A 26,356-nucleotide genomic window follows, 5' to 3' on the forward strand; every position below is an offset into this window, starting at 1 on the left:
GGCAGAACCGGTCAGGTGACTGGTCGCCGCGCAACCCTCGCGGCGATGGTCCAAATATGGGGCAGCTCGACAGGGTCAGCAGCCGGCAGGCCGGGCCGGCAGGCCGGGGCCGCGAGCCCGGGGCGCGAAGCCGGGGCCGCGAGGCCGGCGCGAGGCCGGGGCGCGAGGCCGGCGCGAGGCCGGCGCGCGAGGCCGGCGCGAGGCCGGCGCGAGGCCGGCGCGCGAGGCCGGCGCGCGAGGCCGGCGCGAGGCCGGGGCGCGGCCGGGGCGCGGCCGGGGCGCGAGGCCGGGGGCGCGATGCGGGAGCCGATGCGGGAGCCGATGAGATCCAGAGGGCCGGGCGGCGGTCGGACGCTCGCGTGGGCGAGGATCAACGGATGACCTTGCACGGCACGGCACCGCGGCGACGGACCGGCGTGGCGGTCGCGATGGCTCTCGTGCTCGGCGCCTGTGCTCCCGCCGACCATCGAGGCCAGGCGGGGGATGACCCGAGCCGGCTGCCCGGGGTCACGGCCGCGCCCAACCCGACGCCGTCGGCGTACGTCAGCCCGCCGTTCTGGTGCCCGGAGTCGGGCCTCCGGGTCCGCTCGAGGGGGTCGGACGCCGCCATGGGACTGCGCGCCCTCGGGCTGGAGCTGGTCAACTGCGGCGACCGGCCGTACCGGGTGAAGGGGTATCCGGCGCTGCGCGTGTTGGACGAGCAGCGCGAGCCGATCACCCTGCGGGTGGTGCCCGGGGCGAAGGAGATCACCCCGGGCTTCGACCAACCGCCCCAGCAGTTCACGCTGCAGAAGGGTGAGCGGGCCGTCGCCACCGTCCTCTGGCGCAACCTCGTCACCGACTCGACCGTGCCGGCCACCAACGGGGCGTACCTGCTGGTCGCGCCCGCCGCCGGGCAGCCGGTCGAGGACGTCGACCCGGACGGCCCGATCGACGTGGGCAACACCGGCCGGATCGGCGTCAGCGCCTGGAAGAAGGCCGACCCGCCCGCGCCGGTGCCGACGCAGCCGGCCCAGCCGCCAGCGCCGAGCGCGGTGCCGTCGTCGGTGAGCCCGCCCGACATCCGGCTCTGAGGTCAGCCGGCTACGAGGTGATGTCCTTGCGGGTGAAGCGCCAGAACGCCAGCCCCCAGAACAGCGTCGCGTAGCTGATCGCCGAGATACAGCCGCGTACCACGTCGTCGGTCTGCACCGGGGTGGAGAGCAGCCCCAGCCAGGCGGTGCTGAAGTGGGTGGGCAGGAAGTCGCGCAGCGCACCGAGCGCGGTGATCTGGTCCAGGATGCTGGACAGGATCCAGAGCAGCACCGCGCCGCCCACCGCGCCCAGCGCGGCGTCCGTCGTCACCGACAGCAGGAACGCCAGCCCGGCCACCACCAGCAGGACGACCGCCAGGTAGCCGAGCACCGCCAGCAGCCGGAGCAGCCCCTCGGCCGGCTCCAGCTCCGCGGCGACCGTGCTGCGCAGCGGCGACCAGCCGTACCGCAGGGTGCCGGCGACCAGCGCGGTACCGGCCAGCAACAGCAGGGCCAGCCCCGAGTACGCGAGCGCGACCACCAGCTTCACGGTGAGCAGCCGGGCCCGGGGCACCGGGATCGCCAGCAGGTAACGCAGGCTGCCCCAGCTCGCCTCGCTGGCCACCGTGTCGCCGCAGAACAGCGCCACTACCACCACCAGCAGGAACGACGCCGACACGAAAATCGAAAACAGGGTGAAGTTGAGCCCGCCAGCAGTGGCCAGGTCGACCAGGCTGGCGAACTCGTTGTTGCCGTTGTCGTCGTCCCCGCCGGAGTTGAACTGGAAGGCGACCAGGATGACCAGCGGCAGCAGCACCATGAACCCGAGCGCCAACTGGGTTCGCCGCCGGGACGCCTGGCGGCGGAACTCCGCGCCGAACGGCATGGTGGCCGACGGCCGGTAGCCCCGGGCCGCACCGGCCGGATCGGTGACGCCCATCGGCGCCTCGACGGAAGAGCCAGCCATCACCGGTCACCGCTTCCCCGAGAGTTCTCGCCCACCAGGGCGAGGAACGCGTCCTCCAAACGCCGCCGGGGCACCACCCGATCCACCCCGATGCCGGCGCGCACCAGCTCGGCCACCACCTCGCTGCGGGCCGTGCCGTTGGTGTCGACCACCAACTGGCCGTCGCTCTCCGGCAGCACCCGGACCCCGTGCAGCCGGTCCAGCACCGCCCGCGCCGCCACCGGATCGGTGACGTCGAAGAGCACGCTCGGGGACTCGCCCACGATCTCCTCCACCGGCCCGGATGCCACGATCCGGCCCTTGTTCACCACCACCGCGTGCGTACAGGTCTGCTCCACCTCGGCCAGCAGGTGGCTGGAGACCAGCACCGCACGACCGTCCGTGGCGTACCGCTGGAGGACTCGGCGCATCTCGGCGATCTGCGGCGGGTCGAGCCCGTCGGTCGGCTCGTCCAACACCAGCAGCTCCGGCAGGCCGAGCATGGCCTGGGCGATGGCCAGTCGCTGGCGCATCCCGTGGCTGTAGTTCTTGATCTTCCGGTGCACCGAGTCGCCCAGCCCGGCGATCTCCAGCGCCGCGTCGAAGTGCGCGTCCGCCGCCGGTCGCCCGGTGGCCCGCCAGTACGCCTTCAGGTTGTCCAGGCCGGACAGGTGCGGCAGGAAGCCGGGCCCCTCCACCAGCGCGCCGATCCGGGAGAGCACCGGCGAGCCGGGCACCAGTCGGCGGCCGAAGACGTAGATCTCCCCGGCAGTCGGCTGGGTCAGCCCCATCAGCACCCGCAGCGTGGTGGTCTTGCCCGCGCCGTTCGGCCCGAGCAGGCCCACCACCTGACCCGGGTGCACCTCGAAGTCCACGTTCGACACCGCGACGAAGCCGTCCGCGTACTCCTTGCGCAGCCGCCGCACGGCCAGCGGCGTGTCCGCGTACTCCGGATGCACCGAGCGGTCCTGTCGACGGTGCCGGCGCCGGACCACGGCGACGACCACGACGAGGCCGATCGCGATGGCGGCGAGCAGGCCGGCGAGGACCCAACGCCAGATGATCGCCGCGCTGGGGATCGGCTCGCCGCTGATCGTGGGCAGGCTGACCGCGCCGTCCGCCGCCACCGTGTAGACGGTGGGCTGGGCCGGCGTGGTGTACGCCTGGTCGGAGCTGGCCACCACCAGCCGCAGCCGGTGCCCCGCCTCCACCCGGCGGACGATCCCGGGCAGCGTCACGGTGACCGGCCGGGCCTCCTGCACCCGCTGCGGCAGGCCGGTGAGCCGAACCGGGGCGACCAGCCCGTTCTGCAGCGTGGCCGCGCCGTCCGGATCGACGTCGTAGAGCTTGACGAAGAGCACCGCCTCGCCGGTCGGCGACGCGGCCCGCAGGCTGACGGTGGGCGCGCCCGCCACATCCACCGCCTCGGTCAGCGGCGCCGACTCGAACCGGGCGTGCTGGCCGGGAACGTCGCCGGCCACCCCGTCCAGCAGCGACGCGAGCCCACCGGCGAACGGGATCGAGGAGATGGCGGCCGGGTTGCCGTTCGGCGGGTTCGCGATCGGCTGCGCCGGACCGGCGACCGCCACCTCCCGGCGGCTGCTGCCGGTCAGGCCCGGATAGTCGGCGCGACGGAAGCCGGTGGCGACCAGCCCCCGGTCGAGCGCGTCGAAGCCGGCGATCCGCGACCAGGTGAAGTCGTCGCCGGGCGCCTCGCCCTCGCCCTTGACGTAGTGGTCGAGCCACTGGACGGTCAGGAACTTCACCCGGTCCGAGTCCGAGCGGGGGCCCGCGCCGCCGTCGTGCCCGCCGGTGAACCAGGCTACCCGCACCGGGGTGCCGGCGGCGGCGATGCCCCGCGCGTTGGCGTCCGCCTCGCCGAGCGGGAAGAGGGTGTCCGCCTCGCCCTGCACCAGCAGGGTGGGTGCCGTGATCCGGTCCAGCACGCCCGCCGGACTGGAGCGGCGCAGCAGGTCCACGGCGGCCTGGTCGGCCTGCCCGGTGGTGGCGATCCGCAGGTACGCGGCGCACACATCGGCGGCGAAGCGGCCGCAGGACGGGTCGGCAGCGCCGGCCGGGGCGCCACCGGGACCCGTGCCCGGGCCGGCGCCCGGATCCGGGCTGGGCGGGCCGGCGGAGGCCGGTGCGCCCTGCGGCTGGGCGGCGGCCCCGCCGGAGATCCCGGCCGGGCCGGTGCCCACGTTGCCGCCCCCGCCGAAGAAGAGGCCGGCCCACCCCTTCTTGAACACGCCCTCGGTCGGCGCCCCGCCGGTGCTCTCCGGCAGGAACGCCCGGGACAGGTCGTTCCAGGTGATCATGGGAACGATCGCGTCCACCCGACGGTCCTGGGCGGCCAGCAGCAGCGCCAACCCACCGCCGTACGAGCCGCCGACCACACCGACCTTCGGGTCGCCAGCGGCGTCGGTGCGCACCTCCGGCCGGGCGGCCAGCCAGTCCAGCAGCCGCTCGGCGTCGCGTACCTCGTAGTCCGGGCTGTCCAGGTGGATCTCGCCACCGCTGCGGCCGAAACCCCGCGCCGTCCAGGTGAGCACCGCGTAACCGCGCCCGGCGAACTCCTCGGCGTCGGACCGTACCGACTCCTTGGTGCCGCCGAACCCGTGCGCCAGCAACACCGCCGGCACCTTCCGGCCGGCCGACGCGTCGGCCGGCAGGTAGAAGGTGGTGTCCAGGTCCACAGGCTGGTCGCCGGCCGGTCCGGAGCGGACGGTGAGCATCGCGCTCTCGGTGCGCACACCCGATCCCTGCGGCCACACCGCCCAGGTCACGACGGCCGCCAACAGCACGACGACCGTCGCTGCGGCGATCGCGCGGCGGCGGGTGGGCAGGGCACGCCGGAACCACGCGGCCGGCGACGGCGATCTCATGCGGCACACGGTACGGGCCACAGGCTGAGCGTTGGCTGAGATCCGCCGTACGTCCGTCCGGTTGCCCCGATCGGCGACCGGACGGGATGCGACCGCCCACCGTGCGACGCGGCACAGTGAGTTGAGTTCGCATCCCGTGAATTCCGATCTTCGGCGGATATCCACCTCGATCCCGTCATGTCACACCCGTCGACGGGACGCAGCGTGCCGGCAACACGGACGAACAGTGACATCGCTCGAACTGACGCAAACCCGACTCACCGACGACGGGTTGGCCACCGGAAGGTTCGGTTAGTTTTCCGGTCCGGTGCACGGGACTCATCGGCGAAACCCGACACCGCGCCCACCGCCGGAGGAGACACACATGACAGTCCCCGCGCCGCGGGTCCGTCGAAGGCCGTCCATGTTGGGTCGACTGCTGCCGCTGCTGCTCATCACGGCGCTGCTGGCACCGGTGGGTCTGCTCCTCACCCAGACCTGGCGGCAGACCAGCGACGACCGGGACCTGGCCGCCCGGGAACGGCTCGGCGTGCAGTATCTCCGCGCCCTCGCCCCGGTCACCGGCGCGCTGGTCGACGCCCAGTCCGCCGCCGTCAGCGGCCGCCCCGTCTCCAGGGAGGCGCTGACCCGCACGGTCGAGGACGCCGCCGAGGTGGACGCTCGGATCGGCGCCGAGCTGCGCAGCCAGGAACGCTGGGCCGGGCTGCGGGCCAGGCTGGAAGCCTTGCAGGACCGCAGCCCCACCGACCCCGAGTCCGCCTACACCGCGTACGGCGAGGTCACCGACCTGCTGTTGGCCCTGCACCGCAAGGTCCGGGAAAGCTCCGGGCTGGTGCGCGACCCGGGCGCCGACTCCTTCTCCCTCCAGGACAGCGCCGGCCAGGAGCTGCCCGAGGCGGTGGTGGCCGCCGGCCGGCTCGCCGACCTGGACACGCTCGCCGCTCGCCGCCCGGCCGCCGAACAGACCCGCAGCCTGATCGAGCTGACCGGCCTGCGGGTGGCCGCCCTGGCACCCGCCGCCGACCTGGTCGACAACCTGCGCGCCGCGGTGGACAGCTCGGAGAGCACGGACCTGGGCGCGAACGTGCTGACCCCACTGGACACCTACCAGCGCTCGGTGGAGGCGCTGGCCGCGTACTCCGCCCCGGCCGCCGGCACCGGCACGGTGGACCCGGGTCGGCTGGCCGCCGCCCGGCTCGATGCGCACACCGCCGCCCTCCAGCTCCAGCCGGTCATCCTCAGCGAGCTGGACGCCCTGCTGGCCGAGCGGATCGACGGGCTGGACCGGGACCGCTGGCTGACCGCCGGGGCCGGGGTGGCCGCCGCGCTGCTGCTGGGTTGGCTCGCCGCACTCCTCATCGCCGCCAGCCGTCGGGCCCGTCGCCGGGCCGCCATGACCGCAGCGGGCGCGGAGAGCCCCGGCGCCCCTCCGTCCGGCGGTTTCTGGCAGCCGGCGGTCAGCGCCGGCCGACCCGGCGACCCACGGCCGCTGCAACGGGTCGGCGCGACCCGCGACCCGGAATCCGCCCAGTGGGGGGCGTTCGATGCTGCTCGGTAGGCTCCGGATCCGCGGCAAGCTCGCGCTGCTCGTGCTGATCCCCCTGCTCAGCATGGTCGGCCTCGCGGTGCCCGTGGTGCTCGACCGGGTGGCCGTGGCGCAGCGCGCCGACGACATCGCCGAGCGGGTGCGGCTCGCCAGCCGGGTCGGCAGCCTGGTGCAGGACCTCCAGCAGGAACGCATCCTCTCGGTGGGCTTCCTGCTCGGCCGGGTGGAACGTGCCGAACTGGTCCGCAAGACCGCCGATGTGGACGACCGGGTCGCCGACCTACGGGCCGGGGGGAGCGACGCGCTGACCGACCGGGTCGACCACGCCCTGTACGGGGTGTCCAGCCTCATCGACCTGCGGACCGCCGTGCTCGCCCGGTCAGCGAGCCCGATTCAGGTGATGGACGCGTTCGGCCCGGTCAACCGGGGAATGATCGACTCGCTCCGGCTGCCGTTCAGCGTGGACACCGACACGCAGCCGGGCCGCCAGGTGCTGGCCCTGGACGGGCTGCTGCGCGCAGACGAGGGGCTGGGCGCCTGCGCCACCCTGATCGTGCTGGTCAAGGCGACCGACAGCCCGCAGGCCAGCGCCGGGTACGTGGCCTGCATGGCCGCCCTCCAGGTGGACAGCCAGCGCTTCCGCAGCCTGATCACGCCCGAGCAGTTGGAGGTGGCACGGCTCAACGACGTGGCGGTGGCCGCCCGTACCAGCCCCGACTTCCTGGTCACCAGCGCCCGCGACCCGGCCGGCGCGATCCGTGACGTGCCGCTGGACGCGCTCTTCCCGTCCGTCCGCTCGATGATCCGGCTCGGCCAGTTCGTGGAGAAGAAGCTGGTCGCCGACGTACTCGCCGAGGTGACCGCCGAACAGCGGCGGGCGCTGACCGCCGCGTACCTGGTCGGCGGCGCGGCGGCGCTGATCCTGGCGATGGTCGTCCTGCTCAGTGCGGTCGTCGCCCGGACGGTGGCCAGGCCGCTGACCCGGCTCACCCTCTCCGCGGACCGGGTCGCCCGGGTCGCCGAGGCGGAGCTGGTCCGGGTCGCCGACGACGAGACGGAGAACGCCCAGCCGATCCGGCTGGATCCGGTGGACATCCGGGCCCGCGACGAGATCGGTGACCTGGCTCGGGCCTTCGACCGGGTGCAGAGCACCGCTGCCCGGCTGGTCGAACGGCAGGTCGCCGGCCGGCGCAACGTGGCGCAGATGTTCGGCCACGTCGGGCGGCGTACGCAGAACCTGGTGGGCCGGCAGATCGCGCTGATCGACCGGCTGGAGCAGCAGGAGGCCGACCCGGGCCGGCTGGAGCACCTCTACCGGCTCGACCACATCTCCAGCCGGCTACGGCGTAACGCCGGCAGCCTGGTCGTGCTCTCCGGCTCTGCCGGGGCCGACGCGCACACCGCGCCGGTGCCGCTGGCCGACGTGGTCCGGCTGGCGCTCGGCGAGATCGAGGACTACACCCGGGTGGACGTGCAGGTGCCGGCTGGCATCTCGGCCGCACCGGCGGTGGTCGGCGACCTCGTCCTCGCGCTGGCCGAGCTGATGGAGAACGCCACCGTCTTCTCCCCGCCGCACACCCGGGTGCTGGTGGTCGGTGAGGCGTCCGGGCTCGGTGCCCGGATCACGGTGCTGGACCGGGGCATCGGCATGACCGAGCAACGGTTGGCCGAGGAGAACGCCCGGCTCACCCGCCGGGAACGGCTCGACCTGACGCCGACCGAGGTGCTCGGCCTCTTCGTGGTGGGCCGGCTGGCCCGCCGCCACGGCTGGACGGTCAACCTGGCCGCCACCACCGGCGGCGGCGTGACCGCCCGGCTGGAGATCCCGCCGGTGTCGCTGGTGCTGCGCCCTGCCGACCGGGCCGGGGCCACCGTGGCCCGGGCCGCGGTGCCGGACCGGGACCGCCGCTCGCTGACCGCACACGAAACCGGCCGGGGTACCCGGTCCCTCACGGCAGCCGCCCCCGCGGCACCCGGCGGCTTCGACTCGGACCTGCTCAGCCGCGCCACCCGCAGCCTGGAGTCGGGCAGGCCCTGGGACGCGTTCGGCGCCGCTGCCTCCACGCCGCAGATCAGCGCGCCCGCCGACGCCTCCGCCGCAACGCCGGCCGCCCCGGTGGACCTCCCGGCGACCGACTCGGGCCTGCCCCGCCGACCGGGGCGCGGCACGGCCAGCGGGGCGGGCATCGCCGGCGCCGGCATCGGCCACCCGGACCGCACTGCGCCGGGGCCGGAGAGGCCGGAACCGACGGGTACGCCCACCGGCCCACGGGTCCGGCAACGGGTGCCCGGGGCCAGCCTGCCCGCCGCCACGGCGCCAGTCGGCCCGGTGGACGCCACCGACGCCGACCCGGCCGCCGCCCGCGCGCTGGTCGAGGCGTTTCAGGCCGGCGTACGCCGAGCCGAGCTGAGCGTGAAGGTCGACCGTCCCGCCACACCTGGCGGTCTCGGCCCCACGGTCGCGGACACCGCCGGCTCGGCAGGGACCACCCCGGGCCGGCCCCTGCTGAGCCGGCGGGTACCCGGGGCGAACCTCACTGTCGACCCGCCCTGCCAGGCGGCCAGCCCGCACCTCGGCGATCCGGCCGAGATCCGCAAGCTCCTCACCGAGTTCGAGGCGGGCGTCGCCCGTGCTCTCCGCGAAGTCAGCCCAGACCGTCGGAACGAAGAAGGATCATCACGGTGACCAGCCCCTTCCTGCACGACAATGTCGACCACCAGAGCCCGTCCGGCGCCGTCGGGGACCTCAGCCCGGAGGCGCGAACGTTCAACTGGCTCCTGGACTCCTTCACCTCCAGCACGGCCGGCGTGCTGGAGGCGATCGCGGTCTCCTCGGACGGGTTGCTGATGGCCATGTCGGCGATCAAGGACCGGTCCAACGCGGAGCGGCTGGCCGCCGTGGTCTCCGGCATGACCAGCCTCGCCGGCGGCGCGGCCAGCTGGTACGCGCTCGGCGGCCTCAACCGGGTGATCGTCGACATGGCCGACGGCTACCTCCTGATCAGCGCGATCAGCAGCGGATCCGTCCTCGGCGTGGTCGCCGACCGGTCGGCGAACCTGGGTACCGTCGCGTACGAGATGACGCTCTTCGCCGGACGGGCCGGTGGCGCCCTCACCCCGCGGCTGATCGTCGAGCTGAAGAACGCCGTCCAGCAGTGATCCCGGACGTCGCCGGCGAGGATCCGGACCCGGAAGCCGGTGTCCGGATCCGCCCCTACCTGCGTACGCCGCCCCCGGCCGGGGGCGGCGCGTCGGCGGCAACGGCGCTGCCCGAGCCGGAATCCGGCGATGACCGGCCGGGCGGTCCCCGGCCGTTCGTGCTCACCTCCGGACGGGTCGCCGGCGCGGACCCGGCGATCGGCCTGGAGACGCAGGTGACCGTCCGCGCGGACAGCGGCTGGTGGACCGGCCCGCCGGGCGTCCTGCTGGCGCCGGAGCTCCAGGCGATCATCGCGCTCTGCGCCGAGCCGATCTCGGTGGCCGAGCTCTCGGCCCGGACCCGGCTGCACTTCGGCGTGACCCGGGTCCTGGTCGGCGACCTGCGGGCCGCCGGGCACCTGGACGTGCACGTCACGGACGCCGACGGTGCCTTCGACCCCAACCTCATCCTGCGAGTGATTGATGGACTCCGTGCGATCTCCTGAATGGCCGGTCGCCCCGCTCGGTGGGCCCGCCGGCAACAGCGCCGCTGCCCGCTACGGCACCTCGCCGACCACCGGTCCCGCGCTCGGACGCACCGGTCAGCCGCTGCCCGCGCCACCGCCGCCGTACCAGCCACTGGCCGGTTCGGGGTCGACGCCGGCACCGGCGATCCGGCCTCCTGCCGCGCCACCGATCCCGGTCAAGATTCTGATTGCCGGCGGGTTCGGCGTGGGTAAGACCACCACGGTCGGCGCGATCTCCGAGATCGCGCCGCTGACCACCGAGGCCGAGATGACCAGCGCCGGGATCGGCGTGGACGACCCGGGCGTCCGGTCGCACAAGACGACGACCACGGTGGCGATGGACTTCGGTTGCGTAACCATCGACCGCAGCCTCAAGCTTTACCTGTTCGGTACGCCGGGGCAGACCCGGTTCGGCTTCATGTGGGACGACCTGGCCCGGGGTGCGCTCGGCGCCCTGGTGGTGGTTGACAGCGCCCGGCTGGACGACTGCTTCCCGGCGATCGACTTCTTCGAGCGGGCCGGGCTGCCGTTCGTGGTCGGGGTCAACGCCTTCGACGGGCGGCTGGCCCTGGAGCTCGGCGAGATCCGGTGGGCGCTGGCCATCGGGGAGCATGTTCCCCTGGTCCAGTTCGATGCCCGGGACCGGCTTTCGGTACGGGACGCCCTGCTGGTCGTCCTGGACCGTGCGCTGGAACGGGCCACCCGGGACAGGAGGGCCTGAGCCGACCGGCTCCGGCCGTGGGCGGGAAGGGGTGATCTGGTGAGGGGCGACCTGGACGAAACGCTGGCCCGGCTGGCCCGGCGCGAGGAGGCGCTGCGCCGGCTGGCCGCCGACCGTGACGACAGCACACCACCACCGGATCAGGTCGATCGGCCGGCTCAGCCCGGAAGCGGCCGCACCGACACCCGCAACGCCGGACCGGGCCGGCACGACGCCCGACACGCGGGGCGGGACACCCCCGGTGAGGTGGCCGGGTGGGGTCCGGTCGAGGAGGTGGCCGAGGCGGTACGGCAGGTCGTCGGCGCCCACCCGGGGCTGGCGGTGACCGTCCGCGTCGAGTACGCCGGGCGGACGTACCCACTGCGGGTCTCCTGGGACGGGCCGGACGTCACGGTCGGCCCGGAGCTGTCGGCGCCCCCGCCGGAACCACCGCCGGCCTGGCCACTGTCCGGCCGGACGGTGCCAGCCTGGGCACCCGGCCCGGACGGGCTGACCGCGGACCCGGCGGCCCGGCTGGCCGAGCTGATCCGGCGGGACCCGTCGCTGTTGAACGAGCTTGATCCCCGGCGCTGACCAGCGGGGCTGGCGGCCGGCGCGTACGGTCGGGCGGTGGCGCAACCCGACCTGACCCTGACCGCGAGCCTGCGGCCGGCGGCGCTGGATGCCCGCCGGGGCATCGTGCGGCTGCACCCGGAGGCGCTGACCGCGCTGGGGCTGCGCCCCGGCGACCCGGTCCGGCTGGCCGGCCGCCGGGAGACGGCCGGGATCGTGGCGGCGGCGGAGCCGGGAGCGAGCACCGCCCTCCTGTACGCCGACGACCTGACGCTGGGCAACCTCGGCCTCCGCGACGGCGGTCAGGTGCGGGTGACCCCGGTACCCCTGACCCCGGCGAGCCGGGTCACCCTGGCCGGGCCGGTGGAGGTGGTCGCGGCGGTCAGCCCGGAGATGCTCCGGCTCGCCCTGCTGGGCAAGGTGGTCACCGCCGGCGACGACGTGTCGCTGTTGCCGCAGGACGTGCTGCCGGACGCCTCGGTGCGCGGCCTGATCGAGGCGGCCCGGCGCAGCCTCGCCAACACGGTCGGGTTCGCCTGGACCAGCACCCTGCTCACCGTTGTCGCGGTCGAGCCGGCCGCGGGCGCGCTGGTCACCATGGACACGCTGGTCGGCTGGGAGCACGGCCCGACCACCCACGGCTCCGCCCCCGGCCGGCTCACCCCGGCGGAGCGGCCCCTCGCGAATGCCGGCGGGCACCCGCCGGCCGCTGCGGCTCCGGCGGATGCGGCGGCGGACTGGACGAACGACGACGCGCCCGACGTGGATGAGCTGCCCGGCCTGCGGGCCCAGGCCGAGGAGCTGACCGAGCTGCTCGACCTCGGCTTCCACCACCGGGAGGTGCTGGGCCGGCTGGGCACCACCATCTCGCTGGGAGTGCTGCTCAGCGGGCCCGCCGGCTCCGGGAAGTCAGCGCTGGTCCGGGCGGTTGCGGCCCGGGTCGGTGCCCGCGTACACCCGCTCTGGGCGCCCGAGGTGGCCGCGCTGGCCAACCAGGCCGCCGCCGACCGGCTGCGCGCCGTGGCGACGGCGGTCCGGGCCGGCGGGCCGGCGGTGTTGCTGGTCACCGACGTCGAGGCGCTCGCCCCGGCGGACGAGCCCGGCCCGGTGGCCACGGTGTTCCGGCAGGTGCTCGCGGAGGCCGTCCGGGCCGGCGTCGCCGTGGTCTGCACCACCGGCCGGCCGGAGGCGGTCGACCCGGCCCTGCGCGCGCCGGACCTGCTGTCGCTGCGGATCAGCATCCCGCTACCCGACCCGGCGCTGCGCCGCGAGCAGCTCACCGTGCTGACCCGGCAGGTGCCGCTGGCCGACGACGTCCGACTGGACGAGGTTGCCGGCCGTACCCCCGGGTTCGTGGCGGCGGACCTGGCGGCGCTGGTCCGGGAGGCCGGGGTACGGGCGGCGCTGCGGCAGAAGTCGGCCGAGACGCCGACCGTGTCGATGGCCGACTTCACCGCCGCCCTGGAGGTGGTCCGGCCGACCACGATGGCCGCCTCCACCCTGGAGTTGGCCTCGGTGACCCTCGACGACGTGGGTGACCTGGTCGAGGTCAAGCAGACGCTGACCGAGTCGGTGCTCTGGCCGCTGACCTACCCGGACACCTTCGCTCGCCTCGGCGTACAGCCGCCGCGCGGCGTGCTGCTCTACGGGCCGCCCGGCTGCGGCAAGACGTACCTGGTCACGGCCCTGGCCGGGTCGGGGCGGGCGAACGTGCTCTCGGTGAAGGGCGCGGAGTTGCTCTCCAAGTGGGTGGGCGAGAGCGAACGCGCCGTTCGCGAGCTGTTCCGTCGGGCCCGGGAGGCCGCTCCCGCGCTGATCTTCCTGGACGAGGTGGACGCGCTGGCGCCGGTCCGCGGTCAGGCCAGCGACGGGGGCACCACGGACCGGGTGGTCGCCGCGCTGCTCACCGAGCTGGACGGGGTGGAGACGCTGCGCAACGTGGTGGTGGTCGGCGCGACGAACCGTCCGGACCTGGTCGACCCGGCGCTGCTGCGGCCGGGCCGGTTGGAGCGGCTGGTCTACGTGCCGCCGCCGGACGGGGCGGCCCGCGCGGAGATCCTGCGAGCTTCGTCCCGAAACGTGCCGCTGGCCCCGGACGTCGATCTGGCCGCGCTCGGCGGGGAACTGGACGACTTTTCCGCGGCCGACTGCGCGGCGCTGGTCCGGGAGGCGGCGCTCGCCGCGATGCGTGAGTCGTTGACCGCCGCCACCGTCACCGCCGCGCACGTGGCCACGGCACGTCGCCGGGTCCGTCCGTCGCTGAACCCGGCCCAGGTCGCCTCATTGGCCCGGTACGCCGCCGACCGGTCGTGACGCCAACAAAACTGATCAGCGAGTCAACCTTTCGAGCCGCCCAGGGTGTTCCTAGGACGTCACATTCCTCAGTGGAAAATTCCACGACGACGTCAGGCGGTGTTCCTTGCGCAAGCTGTTCTCTCTTCTGGTCGTTCCCCTGGTGGCGGCCGCGACCCTGGTCACGGTCGGCTCACCGGCGACCGCTCATCCGGCGAAGCCGTTTCCGGCCCGGATCGCCCTACCCGACGGGTTCACCCCGGAGGGTCTGACGATCGGTCGGGGCACCACCGTGTATGTAGGGTCCATTTTGGACGGTGCGATCTGGCGGGGTGACTTACGCACGGGGCGTGGCTCGGTGCTGATCCCGGGCGTGCCGGGCAAGGACAAGGCCGGCCTCAAGCTCGACCAGCAGGGCCGGCTGTGGACCGCCGACTTCTCCGGCGGCGGCGCCAGCGTGTACGACGCGGGCACCGGCGCCCAACTGGCCCACTACCAGTTCACCGACGAGCCGGGCAGCTTCGTCAACGACCTGGTGATCACCAAGTGGGCCGTCTACTTCACCGATTCGGCCCGACAGGTGCTGTACGTGGTGCCGCTGGGCCCGGGCGGTCGCCTGCCGGCCGCCAGCAACTTCCGGGTGCTCCCGCTCACCGGTCCGGCCGCGACGCCGGACGCGTACCACAACGGGATCGTGGCGCTGCCGGACGGCGATCTGCTGGTCGCGCAGATGCTGCCCGGCCGGCTGGTACGCATCGACCCCCGCACCGGCGGCAGCCGCCTCGTCGACCTCGGTGGCTACTCGGTGGAGCGGGCCGACGGCCTGGTGCTGCGCGGGCACACCCTCTACGTGATCCGGAACCTGACCAACGTCATCGCGGTGGTCCGAATGAACGCCAAATACACGGCCGGAGTGGTGCAGCGGGAGATCACCGGTCCGGAGCTGCGGTCGCCGGCCACCGGTGACCTGCTCGGTTCGGCGCTGTACGTGGTGAACGGCCGCTTCGACGTGGAATCCACGCCGGACACGGACTACGACATCGTCCGAGTCCCGGCCTGATCTGACGGCCGGCGGCGACCCCTCCCGGGTTGCCGTCGGCCGGCTCGGGTCAGTCCGTGGGGAGGAGCGGGCCGAGCGGCCCAAGGTCCAGGTTCAGGTCCTCCGGCGCCAGGCCGAAGTGTTCGCGCAGTCCGACCATCTGCTCCTCCAGGGCCATCAGTGTCACCCCGATCCGCTCGACCTGCTCCTCGGTGAGGTCACCGAGGTCCACCCGGCGCAGCGCCTGCCGCTCCATCAGCTGCCGCAGCAACTCGACGACGGTGAGCACCAGGCTGGCCAGCCCCCGCTCGACCGAGTCGCGGTCCACGGCGATCCGGCGGTCCAGCGGGGTGACCCGGGGCGGTTGCCACGACTCCGCGCCCAGCGCGGTGGCCAGTTCCGCCGCCTCGTCCCGCCCGTTCATCCGGCGTCCTCCGTCTGGGCCAGTGCGCCGACCGAGGCGACCAGCGCACGCAGCGAGATCCGGACGAGATCCACGTCGGCGATGGACAGGGTGATGTCGCCGCTGATCACCACTCCGGTGGCGAGCACCCGGTCGAGCAGGTCGACCAGGGCGACCGGCCGGTAGGCCAACGGATCGTCGGCGCTGTTCGGCGCGAGCGCGGCGGTCACCGCTGCTCCCGAACGGTGAGCGCGGGCTCCGGTCGTTCCGCGACGAAGGAGTAGGCCGGCCACGGCCCGGTCAGCTCCAGGTGGAGTCCCGGATGTCGTCCGCTCAGCGAGCCGACCAGCTCGGTGAAGCGGGACAGCTCCGCGAGGTCGACCAGGTACGCCCCGTTGAGCACCATCGGGGTGGACGCCCCGGAAAGCCGCCGGTCCTGTGGGGCGTGCCGCCGGCCCGCCACGGCCAACTCGCACAGGGCGGCGTGCACTGCGTCCGCGGCCGCGCTCGCCACGTGCTGACGTTCCTCACGGGCGGTCAACTGGGCCCGTCGGCGGCGCAGGTATGCCGTCCCCACCCGGCCGGCCCCGGCCGCTTCGGCGCTCGCGGTAGCCGCTCCCGGTACCAGGTAGCCCTTGACACCCCACTCACCGCGCCCGGTCAGCCGGTCCAGGGTGGCGACCAGTTCGGCCCGTCGGGCTGTGAGAGAGCCGGCCACCCGGTCGTCGTTCGTGTGCACGGTGGCGAGCCGGGCCGGCACCACCGGCCCCCGCCGTGCCAGCGCCTCGACCACCGCGTGGTGCGCCCGGGCCGCCCGCTCCAGCCAGGCCAGGTCCTCCAGGTTGCGGCGCAGGGGCTGCTCGCCGTACTCGTCCAGCGGCGCGGTGCTGACCACGGCGACCAACCCGGCGGCGGACACCGCACGGACCGGGGCTCCGTCCATCCCGACGATCGCCGCCAGCGTCGCCGGCTCGGCGTCCCGGACCACGCCGTGCAGCCAGGCAGCGGCGACGGGGGCGGGCCGGTCGGCGGCCACCTCAACCGTCGAACTCATCCCACTCCTCCACTTCGGCGTCCCGGCGTCGCGCCCGAGCCGCAACTCGGGGGCGCCGCTCCGCTTCGACCTCCTCCGGGTTACGCGGTCCCGGCTCCACCGGGGGTCGAGCCCGTGAGCTGAGCCACGGGTCGTGCTCCCACCAGTCGATGCCGATCTGCCGCGCGGTGTCGACCGACGCGATGACCAACCGCAATTTCAGCGTCAGCAGCTCGATGTCGAGGAGGCTGACCCGGATGTCGCCGGCGATCACGATGCCCCGGTCGAGCACCCGCTCCAGGATGTCGCCCAGATTGGCCGGCTCGTGGCCTGCGGGCAGGACCTGTCCGGAGTTCTGCACCACCGACGGAGCCTGCGGTCTGGTCATCTCAGCCCACCTCGCCCTTCCCGCGCTGGTAGCGGCGCACCCGCCGGTAGCCCAGCAGGCCGCCCTCGATGTCGAGTTCGACCTCGTAGAGGCCGAGCAGATCGATCGACGCGGGAATCCGGTGGTCCTCGACCACCTCGACCCCGATCAGCCAGCCGTCGTCGGTGGCCTGGATCGAGGTGGCTCCGACCGGGTCCCGGCCAGACAGCTCGACAATCTGGCGCAGCCCTTCCCGGACCGCCTCGGCGGCCGACACGGGCTCGACATACTCCTCCTCGTCGTACTGGTCGGCGTCGCCGCCCTCCGGCTCCCGCCGGCGGACGCGTTCACCGTCGCTGCGAATTGCCACCTCGCTCACCTCCCCGCCGCCGGTCCGGGTCACCCGGCCGGTCGGCACGCCGTCGCTGGCCGGTCCCCCGTGGCCCCCCGGCGCGGGCCGGCCGGTTACCCGCCCGGCCCGCGCCCGGGGCAGCGCCGCGAGCGCCCCCACCCGTGCCAATCAGCCGGTCCAGGACCTGCTGCTGTCTTAGGTCACGCTCCTGCGAGGTGATGTCGCCAGCGGCCGCCGCCGCATCCAACTCCTCCAGCTCACGCCGGATGTTGGCCGGGTCGTACCGCTGTGACTCCGCCTCCCGCGCGATCACCTTCACCACGGCGGTCAGCCATCGGGGCGTACGGCAGGGTCAGCAGCCCCCAGAGGATGTCCATGCGTCACTCCACCAGCTGATGGGCGCTGACGAAGTCGTACGGGGCGAGCGGCCCGAGCAGCCGCATCCGGATCAGGTCCCGGCGCTGCTCGGCGAACTCCTCCAGCACCCGCACGAACTCCTCCTCGTCGTCGGCGGCGACCAGGAAGGCGACGTTCATCGCGTCCAGTTCGCTGCTCGGTGGGCGCGGCACTTGCGCCACCGCGTACGGGGTGAGCAGGTCGATCAGCGCCCGGTTCTCCGCCTCCCGGCGCAGCTCCACCCCCTGGCTGATCATCTCGCCGAGCCGGATCCGCTGTTCCCGGCTCTCCGCCTCCGGCCGGCCGCGCACATGGTCGGCGAGCGCGGCGGCGGAGCGGTTCTCGGCGAGGAAGTCGCTGATCATTTCCTCCTCGTCGAAGCGGCCGTGCACGGTGTACTGCAGCCGGTCCTCGAATTCGTCGAGGGCGGCGGCGAACCGGTCGTGGTGGGCCTCCAGCAGGTCCTGGACCGCGTCCGGCCCGGTCACCACCGTGCCGAACCGGACCGGCAGCACGGGCGCGACGGCCGCCGTCCCGTCCAGCAGCGTCTGGTACGCGGTCAGGTCGGCCGGGCGGCCCATCGGCTCCTCCAACCCGACCTCGCTGACGAGCGCGGCCAGGTCGCCGTGCCGAACCACGGTCACCTCGCCCGGCGGGTTGCCGACCCCCTTCCGCGTCCGGGGTCGTCTCCACGTCGGACGGCACGATGCCGTAGATGAACAGCCCGGCCTCGCCGGCCGGCTGGGCCTGCTCGTCGGTCATCTTCACCGCTCCTCGTCCCGGCGTCGGCGTGGCCGCTCCCGCTCCCGGTCGGAGCCGCGGTCGCTCAGCGAGTCCGCCACCGCGCCGCTGATCTCCTGGGCCGCCTTGCCGAGGCCGGAGATCGCCTTGCCCTTGGTCGCCGCCCCGGCCGCGTCCCCCGCCAGGTCGGGCAGCCCCTTCGTGCCCTTGGGCACGATGCTCAGCCGGTCGACCGTCTCGGCGAACCGCAGGTACGTGTCGACGCTGGCGATCACGATCCGGGCGTTGATCTCCAACAGCTGGATGCCGACCACGGCGACCGACACCTGCGCGTCGATCACCACGCCCTTGTCCAGCACCGTCTCCACGACGTCGGCCAGAGTGCCCCCGCCGCCTCCTCCACCGCCGCGCTCCAACGCGCCGCCCTGGCGTCCGCTAGTCGTCGCGATGCTCACTGGTCACGCTCCTCACGTCGACGGCGGACCACCGGCCGTCGTGGTGCCTCCGGCGCCCGACGGGCGGCGGGGCGGGGGCGCTGCGGCTCCTCGCGCGACTCCCGCTCCTCGCGCGGCTCCCGTCCCTGCCGGGGTTCCCGCTCCTGGCGCGGCTGGGGGCGGCGGGCCCGCTCCGGCTGGCGCCGGCGCGGCGGAGGCTGCTCCTCCTCGGGCTCTTCCTCCTCGTACCCCTCGTCGTAGTCCTCGCCCTCGTCGTACGCCTCGTACTCCTCCTCCTCCGGGGGCCGGCGGCGCTCCGGCGGCCGACGGCGGCCGCGCTCGGCGGGCCGGCGCCGCTCCTCCTCCGGCTGTTCCTCCCGCTCATCCTCGGGCTCCTCCGCCCGGCCCTGCTCCTCGCGGGCCTCCCGCTCCTCGCGGAGCGCGGTCTCGTGGTCCTTGACCACCTGGGAGTCCTCGATCTCGCCGCGCCAGCCCTCGACCGAGTCCGGGTCCAGCACGGTGGAGGTCATCACGTGCCGGACGAAGTGCTTCAACTCCAGCCGCACCCGCCGGCCCTGGGCGCGCCACAGGTTGCCGGTGTGCTCGAAGAGGCCCTGCGGGTGGTACTCCAGCACCACCAGGATGCGGGTCAGGTCCGGGGTGATCTCGTGGAAGCTGACGGTGCCGTCGACCGATCCCTTCTCACCCTTGGACCGCCAGTGGATGAGCTTGTCCGGCACCTGCCGGACGATGGTCGACTCCCAGCTCCGGTGCGACCAGAAGACCTGCGCCTTCCAGGTCATCTTCTCCCCGGACTCGTTTTCGGCCTGCTCGACCTTCTTCATGAAGCTCGGGAAGTCGCCGAACTGGGTCCACTGGTTGTACGCGGCCCGCACCGGCACACCGACCTCGATCGTTTCGACGATGTTGGTGACCTTCTGCTTCTTGCCGCCCTTGCCGCCGCCCTTCCCGCCCGCGCGGCCGAAAGCCGACATCACCTTCTCCTTACCGCCGGCCATGCCGGCATGCACCATCGCCTTCATGGGTGAGCTGCCCTCCGCGAGCTTCTGCGCGCCGGTCGCGGCGGCGATCAGACCGGGTCCGCCGCCCTGGCGCGCGTACTCACTGAGCCGGCCGGTGGCGCCGGTGATCCGCTCGCTCACCACCGTCATCGCGCGCTCGCCGATCGCCTCTGCCAGGTTGCGTACCTCGTCGGCCAACTGGCCGCGGAGCTTGTCGCAGAGTCCTCCCGGGTTGGTGTTCTCCGCCATGGTCACCGCCCCCGCCGCTGCCCGGCCGCCGCCTCGTCCCGGTCGTCCATCGCGCCGCGATCGGTGTCCTCACCCGCGCCGTTGTCGCCAGCGCCGCTCTGGTTGCCGGAGCCGCTCTGGTTGCCTGAGCGGCGGCGCAGCGCGTCGGCGGAGCCGCGCAGCCGACCGGTGAGAGCGTCGACGCCGCTGCCGGCCGCCGCGGTCGCGGCAGACCGGCCGGCGTTGACGAGCGGCGCGCCGAGCCGGCTCAGGTTGCTCAGCTGGGGGGACGAATGCAGCACATCGGTGCCGCGCTTCAGCAGCCCGCCCGGGTTCTGGCTCGCCCGGCCGGCGGCGACCGCCGCGGCCAGGGTGAGCGCCGTACGCAGCTTGCGGCGGCGGCCCAGCAGGTAGCCGAAGCCCACCGCCAGCCCGATTCGTGTTCCGGTCTTCATCAGGTCTCCTTCGCTCCCCGCCGGGGGTCCGGACGCCCGCCCGGTGAGGGCCGGAGAAGGGCTACCGGGGAGTGGCGTGAACTGTGCCTTCGATCAGGCATCCCGTATCTACGGACCCGGCGGGCAGTACCCCGCGGCATTACTCCGAAACCGCTACGGCAATTTCCTTAAGCGTCGGGAAAGGCCATCCGGAAATGCGGGACCGCACGCCCCAGACCGGACTTTCAGGCGGTCAGGAGCAGGGAGAATGACAGGAGACGCGAAACCTCGAAATGGGCTTCAGAGCGCGGGCGGCGTCGAATCGAGGCAGATTTCGGCGCGCACCTTGCCGCCATCCTCGCGCAGTTCCGCACCGCACTTCTTCAGCACGGCGACGGCGCCGACATTGTCCGGGGTCGTCTCGGCCACCACGGCCCGCATGCCCGCTCGGGCGGCGGCGTTCAGCAACTCGCGCAGGGCGGTGGCGCCGATCCCCTGCCCGCGTGCCGAGCGACCCAGCCACATCCCGGTCTCCACCGTGCCGGGCTCGTCACAGCGCGTCATCCGCACCATGCCCATCACCTCGCCACCGACGAGGATCGCGTACATCTGAGAGCGGGTCGGGCCGTCCAGGCCGCCGAAGCTCGCCCGGTGGAAATCCCGGAACGCCTCCCGGCGGGCGAGCGACCAGCCGGCGGGAGCATCGACCGGAGGCATCACGTCACCCGGCTCGGCCTCGGCAGCCGCTACGGAGAGCAACGGCTCCAGGTTCCGCTCGTCCACCGGCTCCAACCGGACCGCACCCGCCACGTGCCGCAGTCTGCCGCCCTCACCGGCCGAAGTCCACCCCATTGGGCATCCACTGGCGGTCCGGCTACCGGTACCAGCCGGTCGGGCGGCCGGGGTGTTCCACCTCACGCTCTGTCGCCAGCCGGTCGTGCGGCAGATCGGTCAGGCCGCCGGCCCGAACTCGCAGAACACCACCGAGGCGTCGTCGGTCGGCTTGTGCCGGCGCAGCCGGTCGGGGTGGTCGCGCTCGGCGTCCCGAACCCGATCGAGCAACGCGCCCGGGCCGTCGGCGCTCAACATGTCCAGCAGCCCGGCCCAGTCGGTCAGCCCGAACTGCTCGACCGCGCTGGACGCGCCGTCACTGAGCAGCGCCGCCCGGCGCACCGCCGCCGGGCCTCGCCGGGGCAACGTCCCGGTCACCGCGTGGAAGGCCGCGTCCGGGTCGGCCGCCGCCACCCAGTAGCCGTGTGTGCGGTTCATCCGCTCCCGCTGGACGCCCACGGCCTGGCGAAACCGGGTGACCGGGTCGGCGGCGCCGGCCGGCACGGTGGCGACGGTTCGGCGCAGCTCGGCCATCGCCGACTCCAACCGATCGTCGGTCACCACGCTGACCTGGCCGCCGGCGTCGAGCACCAGCGGGCTGTCGCAGAGCACCAGATAGTCCACCTGGTCGCCACAGTCACGCAGCAGGCAGACGGTGCTGGACGGTGTGCCGGCATGGTCGAGATCGCACTGCCCGCCGTGGTCGGCGCGAACGGCGAGAATGGCTGCGGCCAGGTTGCTGGTCAGCCTGGCCGACGGGCGCGCCGCCTCGGCCACGCCGAGCCGGGCGGCCAGGTGCCGGACGTACCACTCCGGCCCGTGCACACAGCCGGTGTCGAAGCCCTCCGGCACGGTGGCGCCGTCCAGGACGCCGACCAGCGGGCCGAACCGGAAGACCAGGTCCTCGTTCACCGGACGGCCGGGGGCCGGCGCGGACGCGGAACGAACCCGCATCGGTGCCGGCCCCGGCCCGCTCGGGTCAGCGCTGCCGGAGGTCGTCGGCTGCCGCATGCGCCTGCCCCTGCACCTGACCGGCGGACGACCGGCTCTGCTCCCGGACCTTGGACATCCCCTGCTCGGCGGTGGACCGCACCGACTGCGCCGCCTGCTGCGCGGGCTCGCGCAGGTTGTCCTGCATCTGGTGCCCGACCTGGCTCGCCTGTTCGCGCAGCTCACCGGAGTGTTCGGTCACCATGCTCCGGGCCTGGCCGGCGAATTGCCGTTCCCGCCCGCTCGGTGGGACCAACGAGGCGGCCAGCAGCCCGACGCCGAAGGCGACCAGCCCAGCCGCCAGCGGATTGCCCTGAGCCTGCTCGCGGGTCTGCCGCCCGAGCGACCGGGTCTCCTCCCGCGCCGAATACATCGCACCCCGCGACTGCTGCCCCAGCGACCGAGCCTCGTCGCGTACCGAGCCGGCCATGTGCGACATCCGCTGGCTGGCCTCCTGCCCGCCATGACTCGTGCTGCCCATCACCTTCTCCTTCGCTCGGGTGAACGCGCCACGGGCCTCGCCCACGCGATCACCGGCGATCCGACGCGGATTCATCCTGTCGGTCAGCGCGTCGACATCGTTGCTCAACTCGTTGCGGGTGGTCTCGATCTCCCGCCGGATCCGATCCGGATCACTGGACATGACCTGTTTCCTCCCGACTCGTTCACCGACCCCGCCTGGCGTCCGGCAGTTCCCGCGCGGTCTGCTTCGTCCGGGGCAGCACCGCACGTGCCGCCCTCAGTTGGCTCCGCGCGTTGATGAAGAGGCCAGCGGCGACGACGGCCCAGATGATCGCGACGATCAGTGCGGCCCAGCCCTGGTCCATCGTGTTGGACAGCCCCCACCAGGCGGCGTACGACACGAACAGCACGGCCAGGAACCCGGCCAGCCCCGCCCCGCCGAACATGCCACCGGCCTTGCCGGCCTGACTAGCCTCCTCGCGGAGCTCAGCCTTGGCCAGCTCGACCTCCTTGCGCATCAGCGTGGAGAGGTCCCGGGTCACGTCACCCAGCAGGTCGCCGACCGAGGCCTGGGTCCGCTCCTTCTCCGGGGCGCTCACGGTGCCACCCCGCCCGGCAGGTCCCGCTCCGGCCGGCCGGCCGGCGAGGCGTTCTGGGCCCGGGCCACCCCGCTGTACGGCTGCTCGTACGGCTGCGGCCCGGCCCCGGCTGCCTGGCCCTGTGGGGCTGGTGGGCCGCCGGACATCCCTCCATCGCCACCGCTGGTCAGACCACGGGTGAGTCGCCCGACCAGCAACCCGGCCACCGCAGCGCCGGCGAGGAAGGTGCCGGGATGCTGCCGGGCGTACGTACGCACGTCGTCCAGCACCTCACCGGGTTCCCGTCCGTCGAGCCAACCGGCGGCGCGTTGGGCGGCGTCCGCCGCCCGGCGGACCGCCTGGCCGGCCAACCCGGAGTCGCCGTCCCGTTCGGCCATGGAGTTGAGCCCCTGGCCCAGGTCGCGCAGCCCGTCGACGGCCCGTTGCTGTTGCGACCGAGCCTGCTCACGCAGTTGGTTGGTGGCCTCCCCGGTCAGGTGCTGGGCCTGCTGGCGCGCCTCGGTCGCTACCTGCCCACCCTGCTCAGCGGCGGCGTGGGCGACCTGGCCGCCGGCCTGTGCGGCCTGCTGCCCGACCCGAGACGCCTCCTGCCGAGCCTGCTGCCCGGTGCCGGTCGCACCCTGCGGTGGCCGGCTCGGGTTGGTACCCGTCATAGCCCCTCCCCCCGTCGGCCCGGAGCCCCTGACTGCGGCCCGGTACCCGTCCCGCCTACCCGTCGCATCTGGCGACATGCTTTCGCCGGCTGCGACGGACCGGGCACCGGGGAGGCGGTTCGCAAGTGGGCATCATTCACCACTGGCGAAACGTTCTTCGCCATCCGCCGCAACGGACGCGGTCAGCGGCGGCGGTTGCGGGCGCGCGACGAGCGGAGTCGACGGAGCCGGCCAATCAGCACGGGGTCGGCGACGAGTGCCGCCGGGTTGTCGAGCAGCGCGTTGAGGAGTTGGTAGTACCGGGTCGAGGACACCCCGAAGGTGTCCCGGACGGACTGCTCCTTGGCGCCAGCGTGCCGCCACCACTGCTGCTCGAAGGCGAGGATGGCCCGTTCCCGCTCGGTCAACCCCGCCGCCGACGTGGTGGGTTCGGCATCGTCCCTGGCATCCGGTGCGAGATCGTCGGTGCTCTCGTCGGCCGGTGCCGGCCGGGGTGCCGGGACGATCGGCCCGCCACCAGCCGCCACGTGGCCCGGACGAGCGTCGGTGGACGGCTCGGGGGCGGCGGGGGTGGCGTCGGCGGGCATGGCACTCAGCCTAACCAGGGTCGACCCGGGTCGCAGCAGCCGGCGCGGCCGGCCCCGCACCGCCGGGAACCCCGACGGCCGGGCCGGCCGCACCGCACCGCACCGCACCGCACCGCACCGCACCGCACCGCACCGGTCAGGAGATGTCGCGCCGACGGATCGCCCAGAGGGCCGCGCCGAGGATCACCACCACCCCGACGGAGAGCAGCACCGAGGACTGCTGCCAGGTGATGTCCAGGGTCTCCGGTTTGCACTCGCCGTAGTAGGTGGCGTTACAGGAGTCCCAGTCCTGCAGGGTGACCGTCTTCGTCATCCAGGCCAGCACGTACGTGGGCAGCAGCCATGCCTCGGTCCACCGCACACTGGCCATCTCCAGCAGGATGCCGAGGCCGAACTGGCCGACCACCATCACCGCCACCACGCCGCCGAGAGCCATCGCGGTGTGCCGGCCCAGCGAGGCCAGCGCGAAGCCGATGGTGGTGAGCACCAGTACCAGCACGACGCCGCGCAGCCCGGTGAGGGCGAACGACTGCCAGGCCCCGGAGGTCATCTTCTCGGTGCTACCCCGGAACGCGGCGACCGCCCAGAACCCGGCGAACCAGAGCACTGCGGCGGGCAGCGTCACCGCCAGAATGCCGGTGAGCAGCGCGGCCAGTTTGGTGAGCAGCACGGTGAGTCGCTTCGGCCGCCAGAGCAGCAGGTTCATCATGCCGCCGGTGCTCCACTCGGCGCCGACGAAGGACGCGCCGACCACGAACCCGACCAGGGCGAGGATCGCCGCGAACGGGATCAGCGTCTCGGGGAACGTCTCACGGAAGTTGAACGTGGAGGGCAGGAACCACTCCGCCTGGATCTGGTCGCGGGGCGGCGGCGTGATCACCGAGCAGTCGTCGGGGTAGCGGCCGTCGTTCGGCGTGCCGGCGGTCTTGGCCTGCTCGCAGTTGACGCGCTCCTGCTCGCTCCAGCGCACCTGCTCCTGGTAGCTCTGCTCGGCCTGGCGCTCGGCCTGGGCCAGCTGATCGGTGCCGATCTTTTGGTTCGTGAAGAACACCCCGATCACCACTGCGGCCAGCACCAGCAGGCCGAGCAGCGACATGTAGCGGGTGAAACGCCGCTTGGCCAGCCGGCGCAGCTCCGTACGATAGAGGCTCACGCGCCCCACCCTCCTCCGGTGGCGGGCTGACCCGTCCCACCGACCTTCGTGGACTCGTCGACCTGCCGGTTCTGTCCGGGTACCGGCGCGGTGGCGGTCAGTTCGAGGAAGACGCTCTCCAGGTCCACGGCGACCGGGGCCAGCTCGCTGACGTAGAGGTTGTGCTCGGCGAGCAGCCGGGTCACCGTGGCCGGCTTGTCGACGCCGGCCAGCATCAGGTGGTCCGGGTGGCCGGTGAGCCGGATCCCGGCCCGGGTGAGCGCGTCGGTGGCCGCCGGCAGGTCGCTGACCGCCTCCAGCCGGACCAGGACGGCACCGGACGAGTGCTGGGCGAGCACCTCGTCGACCGGGCCGAAGGCGACCCGCCGGCCCAGCGAGATGATGGTGACCGAGTCGCAGATCAGCTGGATCTCGCCGAGGATGTGGCTGGACAGCACCACGGTCATCCCGGATTCGGCGAGCGTCCGCATCAACGTGCGCATCTCCCGGATGCCGCCCGGGTCGAGGCCGTTGGCCGGCTCGTCGAGGATGAGCAGGTTCGGTTTCTTCAGTAGGGCGGAGGCCACGGCGAGCCGCTGCTTCATGCCCAGCGAGTACGTCTTGACCCGCTCGCCGGCCCGGTCGCGCAGCCCGACGAGCTCCAGCACCTCGTCGACCCGGGTGACCGGCACCTCGCCGGCCCCGGCCAGCAGAGACAGCGTGTCCCGCGCCGAGAAGTGCGGGAAGAACTGCGGGCTTTCCACGATGGCGCCGACATGACCGGCGACGGTGGGCAGCGCGTCGGGCACCTCGTGCCCGAGCAGCGCCATCCGGCCGCCGTCGGGTCGGATCAGGCCGAGCAGCGTACGCAGCGTGGTGGTCTTGCCGGACCCGTTGGGACCCAGGAAGCCGTGCACCTGCCCCGCGTCGACCCGCATGTCGAAACCGTCGAGCGCGTTGCGGGTGCCGCGTCGACGACTCTTGTACGTCTTACGTAGACCTTCGATCTCCAGGACAGCTGGCAAGCTGCACC

Annotated in this window: 27 protein-coding genes and 2 pseudogenes; 9 read left to right on the forward strand and 20 right to left on the reverse strand. The window is 73.6% G+C overall.

The window, feature by feature from the left end:
* Positions 1-377 precede the first annotated feature (377 nt).
* Complete coding sequence (locus ABZV00_RS04200) at positions 378-1,073, forward strand: DUF4232 domain-containing protein (protein ID WP_355601699.1); 696 nt, start codon at positions 378-380, stop codon at positions 1,071-1,073.
* A 10-nt stretch (positions 1,074-1,083) separates the two neighbouring features.
* Here the strand turns inward: ABZV00_RS04200 and ABZV00_RS04205 are convergent, their stop codons facing one another.
* Positions 1,084-1,980, reverse strand: coding sequence for an ABC transporter permease subunit (locus tag ABZV00_RS04205; RefSeq protein WP_328420973.1), 897 nt, complete (start codon positions 1,978-1,980; stop codon positions 1,084-1,086).
* Entirely contained in the window at positions 1,980-4,844 is a 2,865-nt protein-coding gene (locus tag ABZV00_RS04210) for an alpha/beta fold hydrolase (protein ID WP_355601702.1), read from the reverse strand. The genes ABZV00_RS04205 and ABZV00_RS04210 overlap by 1 nt, the downstream gene beginning before the upstream one ends.
* Before the next feature lie 364 nt (positions 4,845-5,208).
* Here ABZV00_RS04210 and ABZV00_RS04215 point away from each other — a divergent pair, with 364 nt between their 5' ends.
* The 8 genes from ABZV00_RS04215 (at position 5,209) to ABZV00_RS04250 (ending at position 14,680) form a co-directional block, all read left to right on the forward strand.
* A complete protein-coding gene (locus tag ABZV00_RS04215; RefSeq protein WP_355601703.1) occupies positions 5,209-6,402 on the forward strand; it encodes a hypothetical protein in 1,194 nt (397 codons plus the stop codon).
* On the forward strand, positions 6,389-9,076 hold the full coding sequence (locus tag ABZV00_RS04220; protein WP_355601705.1) for a nitrate- and nitrite sensing domain-containing protein: 2,688 nt from the start codon (positions 6,389-6,391) through the stop codon (positions 9,074-9,076). The genes ABZV00_RS04215 and ABZV00_RS04220 overlap by 14 nt, the downstream gene beginning before the upstream one ends.
* Positions 9,073-9,549, forward strand: a complete 477-nt coding sequence (locus ABZV00_RS04225) for a roadblock/LC7 domain-containing protein (RefSeq protein ID WP_355601707.1) — start codon at positions 9,073-9,075, stop codon at positions 9,547-9,549. Before ABZV00_RS04220 ends, ABZV00_RS04225 begins: the two co-directional genes overlap by 4 nt.
* On the forward strand, positions 9,546-10,034 hold the full coding sequence (locus ABZV00_RS04230; protein WP_328420984.1) for a DUF742 domain-containing protein: 489 nt from the start codon (positions 9,546-9,548) through the stop codon (positions 10,032-10,034). The genes ABZV00_RS04225 and ABZV00_RS04230 overlap by 4 nt, the downstream gene beginning before the upstream one ends.
* Positions 10,012-10,776 (forward strand): ATP/GTP-binding protein, encoded by a 765-nt coding sequence (locus ABZV00_RS04235; protein WP_355601709.1) that lies wholly within the window; start codon positions 10,012-10,014, stop codon positions 10,774-10,776. The genes ABZV00_RS04230 and ABZV00_RS04235 overlap by 23 nt, the downstream gene beginning before the upstream one ends.
* 39 nt (positions 10,777-10,815) lie before the next feature.
* A complete protein-coding gene (locus tag ABZV00_RS04240; RefSeq protein ID WP_355601711.1) occupies positions 10,816-11,349 on the forward strand; it encodes a hypothetical protein in 534 nt (177 codons plus the stop codon).
* A gap of 36 nt (positions 11,350-11,385) precedes the next feature.
* On the forward strand, positions 11,386-13,641 hold the full coding sequence (locus tag ABZV00_RS04245; protein ID WP_355601713.1) for an AAA family ATPase: 2,256 nt from the start codon (positions 11,386-11,388) through the stop codon (positions 13,639-13,641).
* Positions 13,642-13,747: 106 nt separating this feature from the next.
* Positions 13,748-14,680, forward strand: coding sequence for a superoxide dismutase (locus ABZV00_RS04250; protein ID WP_355601715.1), 933 nt, complete (start codon positions 13,748-13,750; stop codon positions 14,678-14,680).
* A gap of 49 nt (positions 14,681-14,729) precedes the next feature.
* On the opposite strand, the gene ABZV00_RS04255 is transcribed toward ABZV00_RS04250, so the two are convergent.
* The 18 genes and pseudogenes from ABZV00_RS04255 to ABZV00_RS04340 form a co-directional block, all read right to left on the reverse strand.
* Positions 14,730-15,083 carry a gas vesicle protein K gene (locus ABZV00_RS04255; RefSeq protein ID WP_355601717.1) on the reverse strand — a complete coding sequence of 118 codons (354 nt, stop codon included), beginning with the start codon at positions 15,081-15,083 and terminating at the stop codon, positions 14,730-14,732.
* Entirely contained in the window at positions 15,080-15,292 is a 213-nt protein-coding gene (locus ABZV00_RS04260; protein ID WP_355601719.1) for a gas vesicle protein, read from the reverse strand. Before ABZV00_RS04260 ends, ABZV00_RS04255 begins: the two co-directional genes overlap by 4 nt.
* Positions 15,289-16,116 (reverse strand): GvpL/GvpF family gas vesicle protein, encoded by an 828-nt coding sequence (locus ABZV00_RS04265; protein WP_355601721.1) that lies wholly within the window; start codon positions 16,114-16,116, stop codon positions 15,289-15,291. The genes ABZV00_RS04260 and ABZV00_RS04265 overlap by 4 nt, the downstream gene beginning before the upstream one ends.
* The gene (gvpJ, locus tag ABZV00_RS04270) at positions 16,100-16,483 is read right to left on the reverse strand and encodes a gas vesicle protein GvpJ (protein ID WP_355601723.1); all 384 of its coding nucleotides are present in this window, start codon (positions 16,481-16,483) and stop codon (positions 16,100-16,102) included. The genes ABZV00_RS04265 and gvpJ (ABZV00_RS04270) overlap by 17 nt, the downstream gene beginning before the upstream one ends.
* 1 nt (position 16,484) lies before the next feature.
* Positions 16,485-16,832: a gas vesicle protein gene (locus ABZV00_RS04275; protein WP_355601725.1), complete on the reverse strand. Its 348-nt coding sequence runs from the start codon at positions 16,830-16,832 to the stop codon at positions 16,485-16,487.
* Complete coding sequence (locus ABZV00_RS04280; protein WP_355601727.1) at positions 16,810-17,136, reverse strand: gas vesicle protein GvpG; 327 nt, start codon at positions 17,134-17,136, stop codon at positions 16,810-16,812. The genes ABZV00_RS04275 and ABZV00_RS04280 overlap by 23 nt, the downstream gene beginning before the upstream one ends.
* A gap of 58 nt (positions 17,137-17,194) precedes the next feature.
* Positions 17,195-17,872, reverse strand: a pseudogene (locus ABZV00_RS04285) (GvpL/GvpF family gas vesicle protein); the annotation flags it as partial.
* Positions 17,873-18,181: 309 nt separating this feature from the next.
* A pseudogene (gene gvpJ, locus ABZV00_RS04290) lies at positions 18,182-18,367 on the reverse strand (gas vesicle protein GvpJ); the annotation flags it as partial.
* Between the two features lie 35 nt (positions 18,368-18,402).
* Positions 18,403-19,656: an SRPBCC family protein gene (locus ABZV00_RS04295; RefSeq protein ID WP_355601729.1), complete on the reverse strand. Its 1,254-nt coding sequence runs from the start codon at positions 19,654-19,656 to the stop codon at positions 18,403-18,405.
* A gap of 2 nt (positions 19,657-19,658) precedes the next feature.
* Positions 19,659-20,090, reverse strand: a complete 432-nt coding sequence (locus tag ABZV00_RS04300) for a hypothetical protein (protein WP_355601731.1) — start codon at positions 20,088-20,090, stop codon at positions 19,659-19,661.
* A gap of 279 nt (positions 20,091-20,369) precedes the next feature.
* Complete coding sequence (locus tag ABZV00_RS04305) at positions 20,370-20,879, reverse strand: GNAT family N-acetyltransferase (RefSeq protein ID WP_355601733.1); 510 nt, start codon at positions 20,877-20,879, stop codon at positions 20,370-20,372.
* A gap of 141 nt (positions 20,880-21,020) precedes the next feature.
* The gene (locus tag ABZV00_RS04310; protein ID WP_355601735.1) at positions 21,021-21,911 is read right to left on the reverse strand and encodes a hypothetical protein; all 891 of its coding nucleotides are present in this window, start codon (positions 21,909-21,911) and stop codon (positions 21,021-21,023) included.
* Entirely contained in the window at positions 21,880-22,533 is a 654-nt protein-coding gene (locus tag ABZV00_RS04315; RefSeq protein ID WP_355601737.1) for a DUF3618 domain-containing protein, read from the reverse strand. Before ABZV00_RS04315 ends, ABZV00_RS04310 begins: the two co-directional genes overlap by 32 nt.
* 22 nt (positions 22,534-22,555) lie before the next feature.
* Complete coding sequence (locus tag ABZV00_RS04320) at positions 22,556-22,951, reverse strand: phage holin family protein (protein WP_355601739.1); 396 nt, start codon at positions 22,949-22,951, stop codon at positions 22,556-22,558.
* The gene (locus ABZV00_RS04325) at positions 22,948-23,604 is read right to left on the reverse strand and encodes a hypothetical protein (RefSeq protein WP_355601741.1); all 657 of its coding nucleotides are present in this window, start codon (positions 23,602-23,604) and stop codon (positions 22,948-22,950) included. Before ABZV00_RS04325 ends, ABZV00_RS04320 begins: the two co-directional genes overlap by 4 nt.
* A 182-nt stretch (positions 23,605-23,786) precedes the next feature.
* Entirely contained in the window at positions 23,787-24,191 is a 405-nt protein-coding gene (locus ABZV00_RS04330) for a DUF3263 domain-containing protein (protein WP_355601743.1), read from the reverse strand.
* 136 nt (positions 24,192-24,327) lie between these two features.
* The gene (locus ABZV00_RS04335; RefSeq protein ID WP_328421007.1) at positions 24,328-25,344 is read right to left on the reverse strand and encodes an ABC transporter permease subunit; all 1,017 of its coding nucleotides are present in this window, start codon (positions 25,342-25,344) and stop codon (positions 24,328-24,330) included.
* Complete coding sequence (locus ABZV00_RS04340; RefSeq protein WP_355601745.1) at positions 25,341-26,348, reverse strand: ATP-binding cassette domain-containing protein; 1,008 nt, start codon at positions 26,346-26,348, stop codon at positions 25,341-25,343. The genes ABZV00_RS04335 and ABZV00_RS04340 overlap by 4 nt, the downstream gene beginning before the upstream one ends.
* Between the last annotated feature and the right edge of the window lie 8 nt (positions 26,349-26,356).

This window comes from Micromonospora sp. NPDC005173, assembly GCF_040608515.1.
GTDB lineage: Bacteria > Actinomycetota > Actinomycetes > Mycobacteriales > Micromonosporaceae > Micromonospora.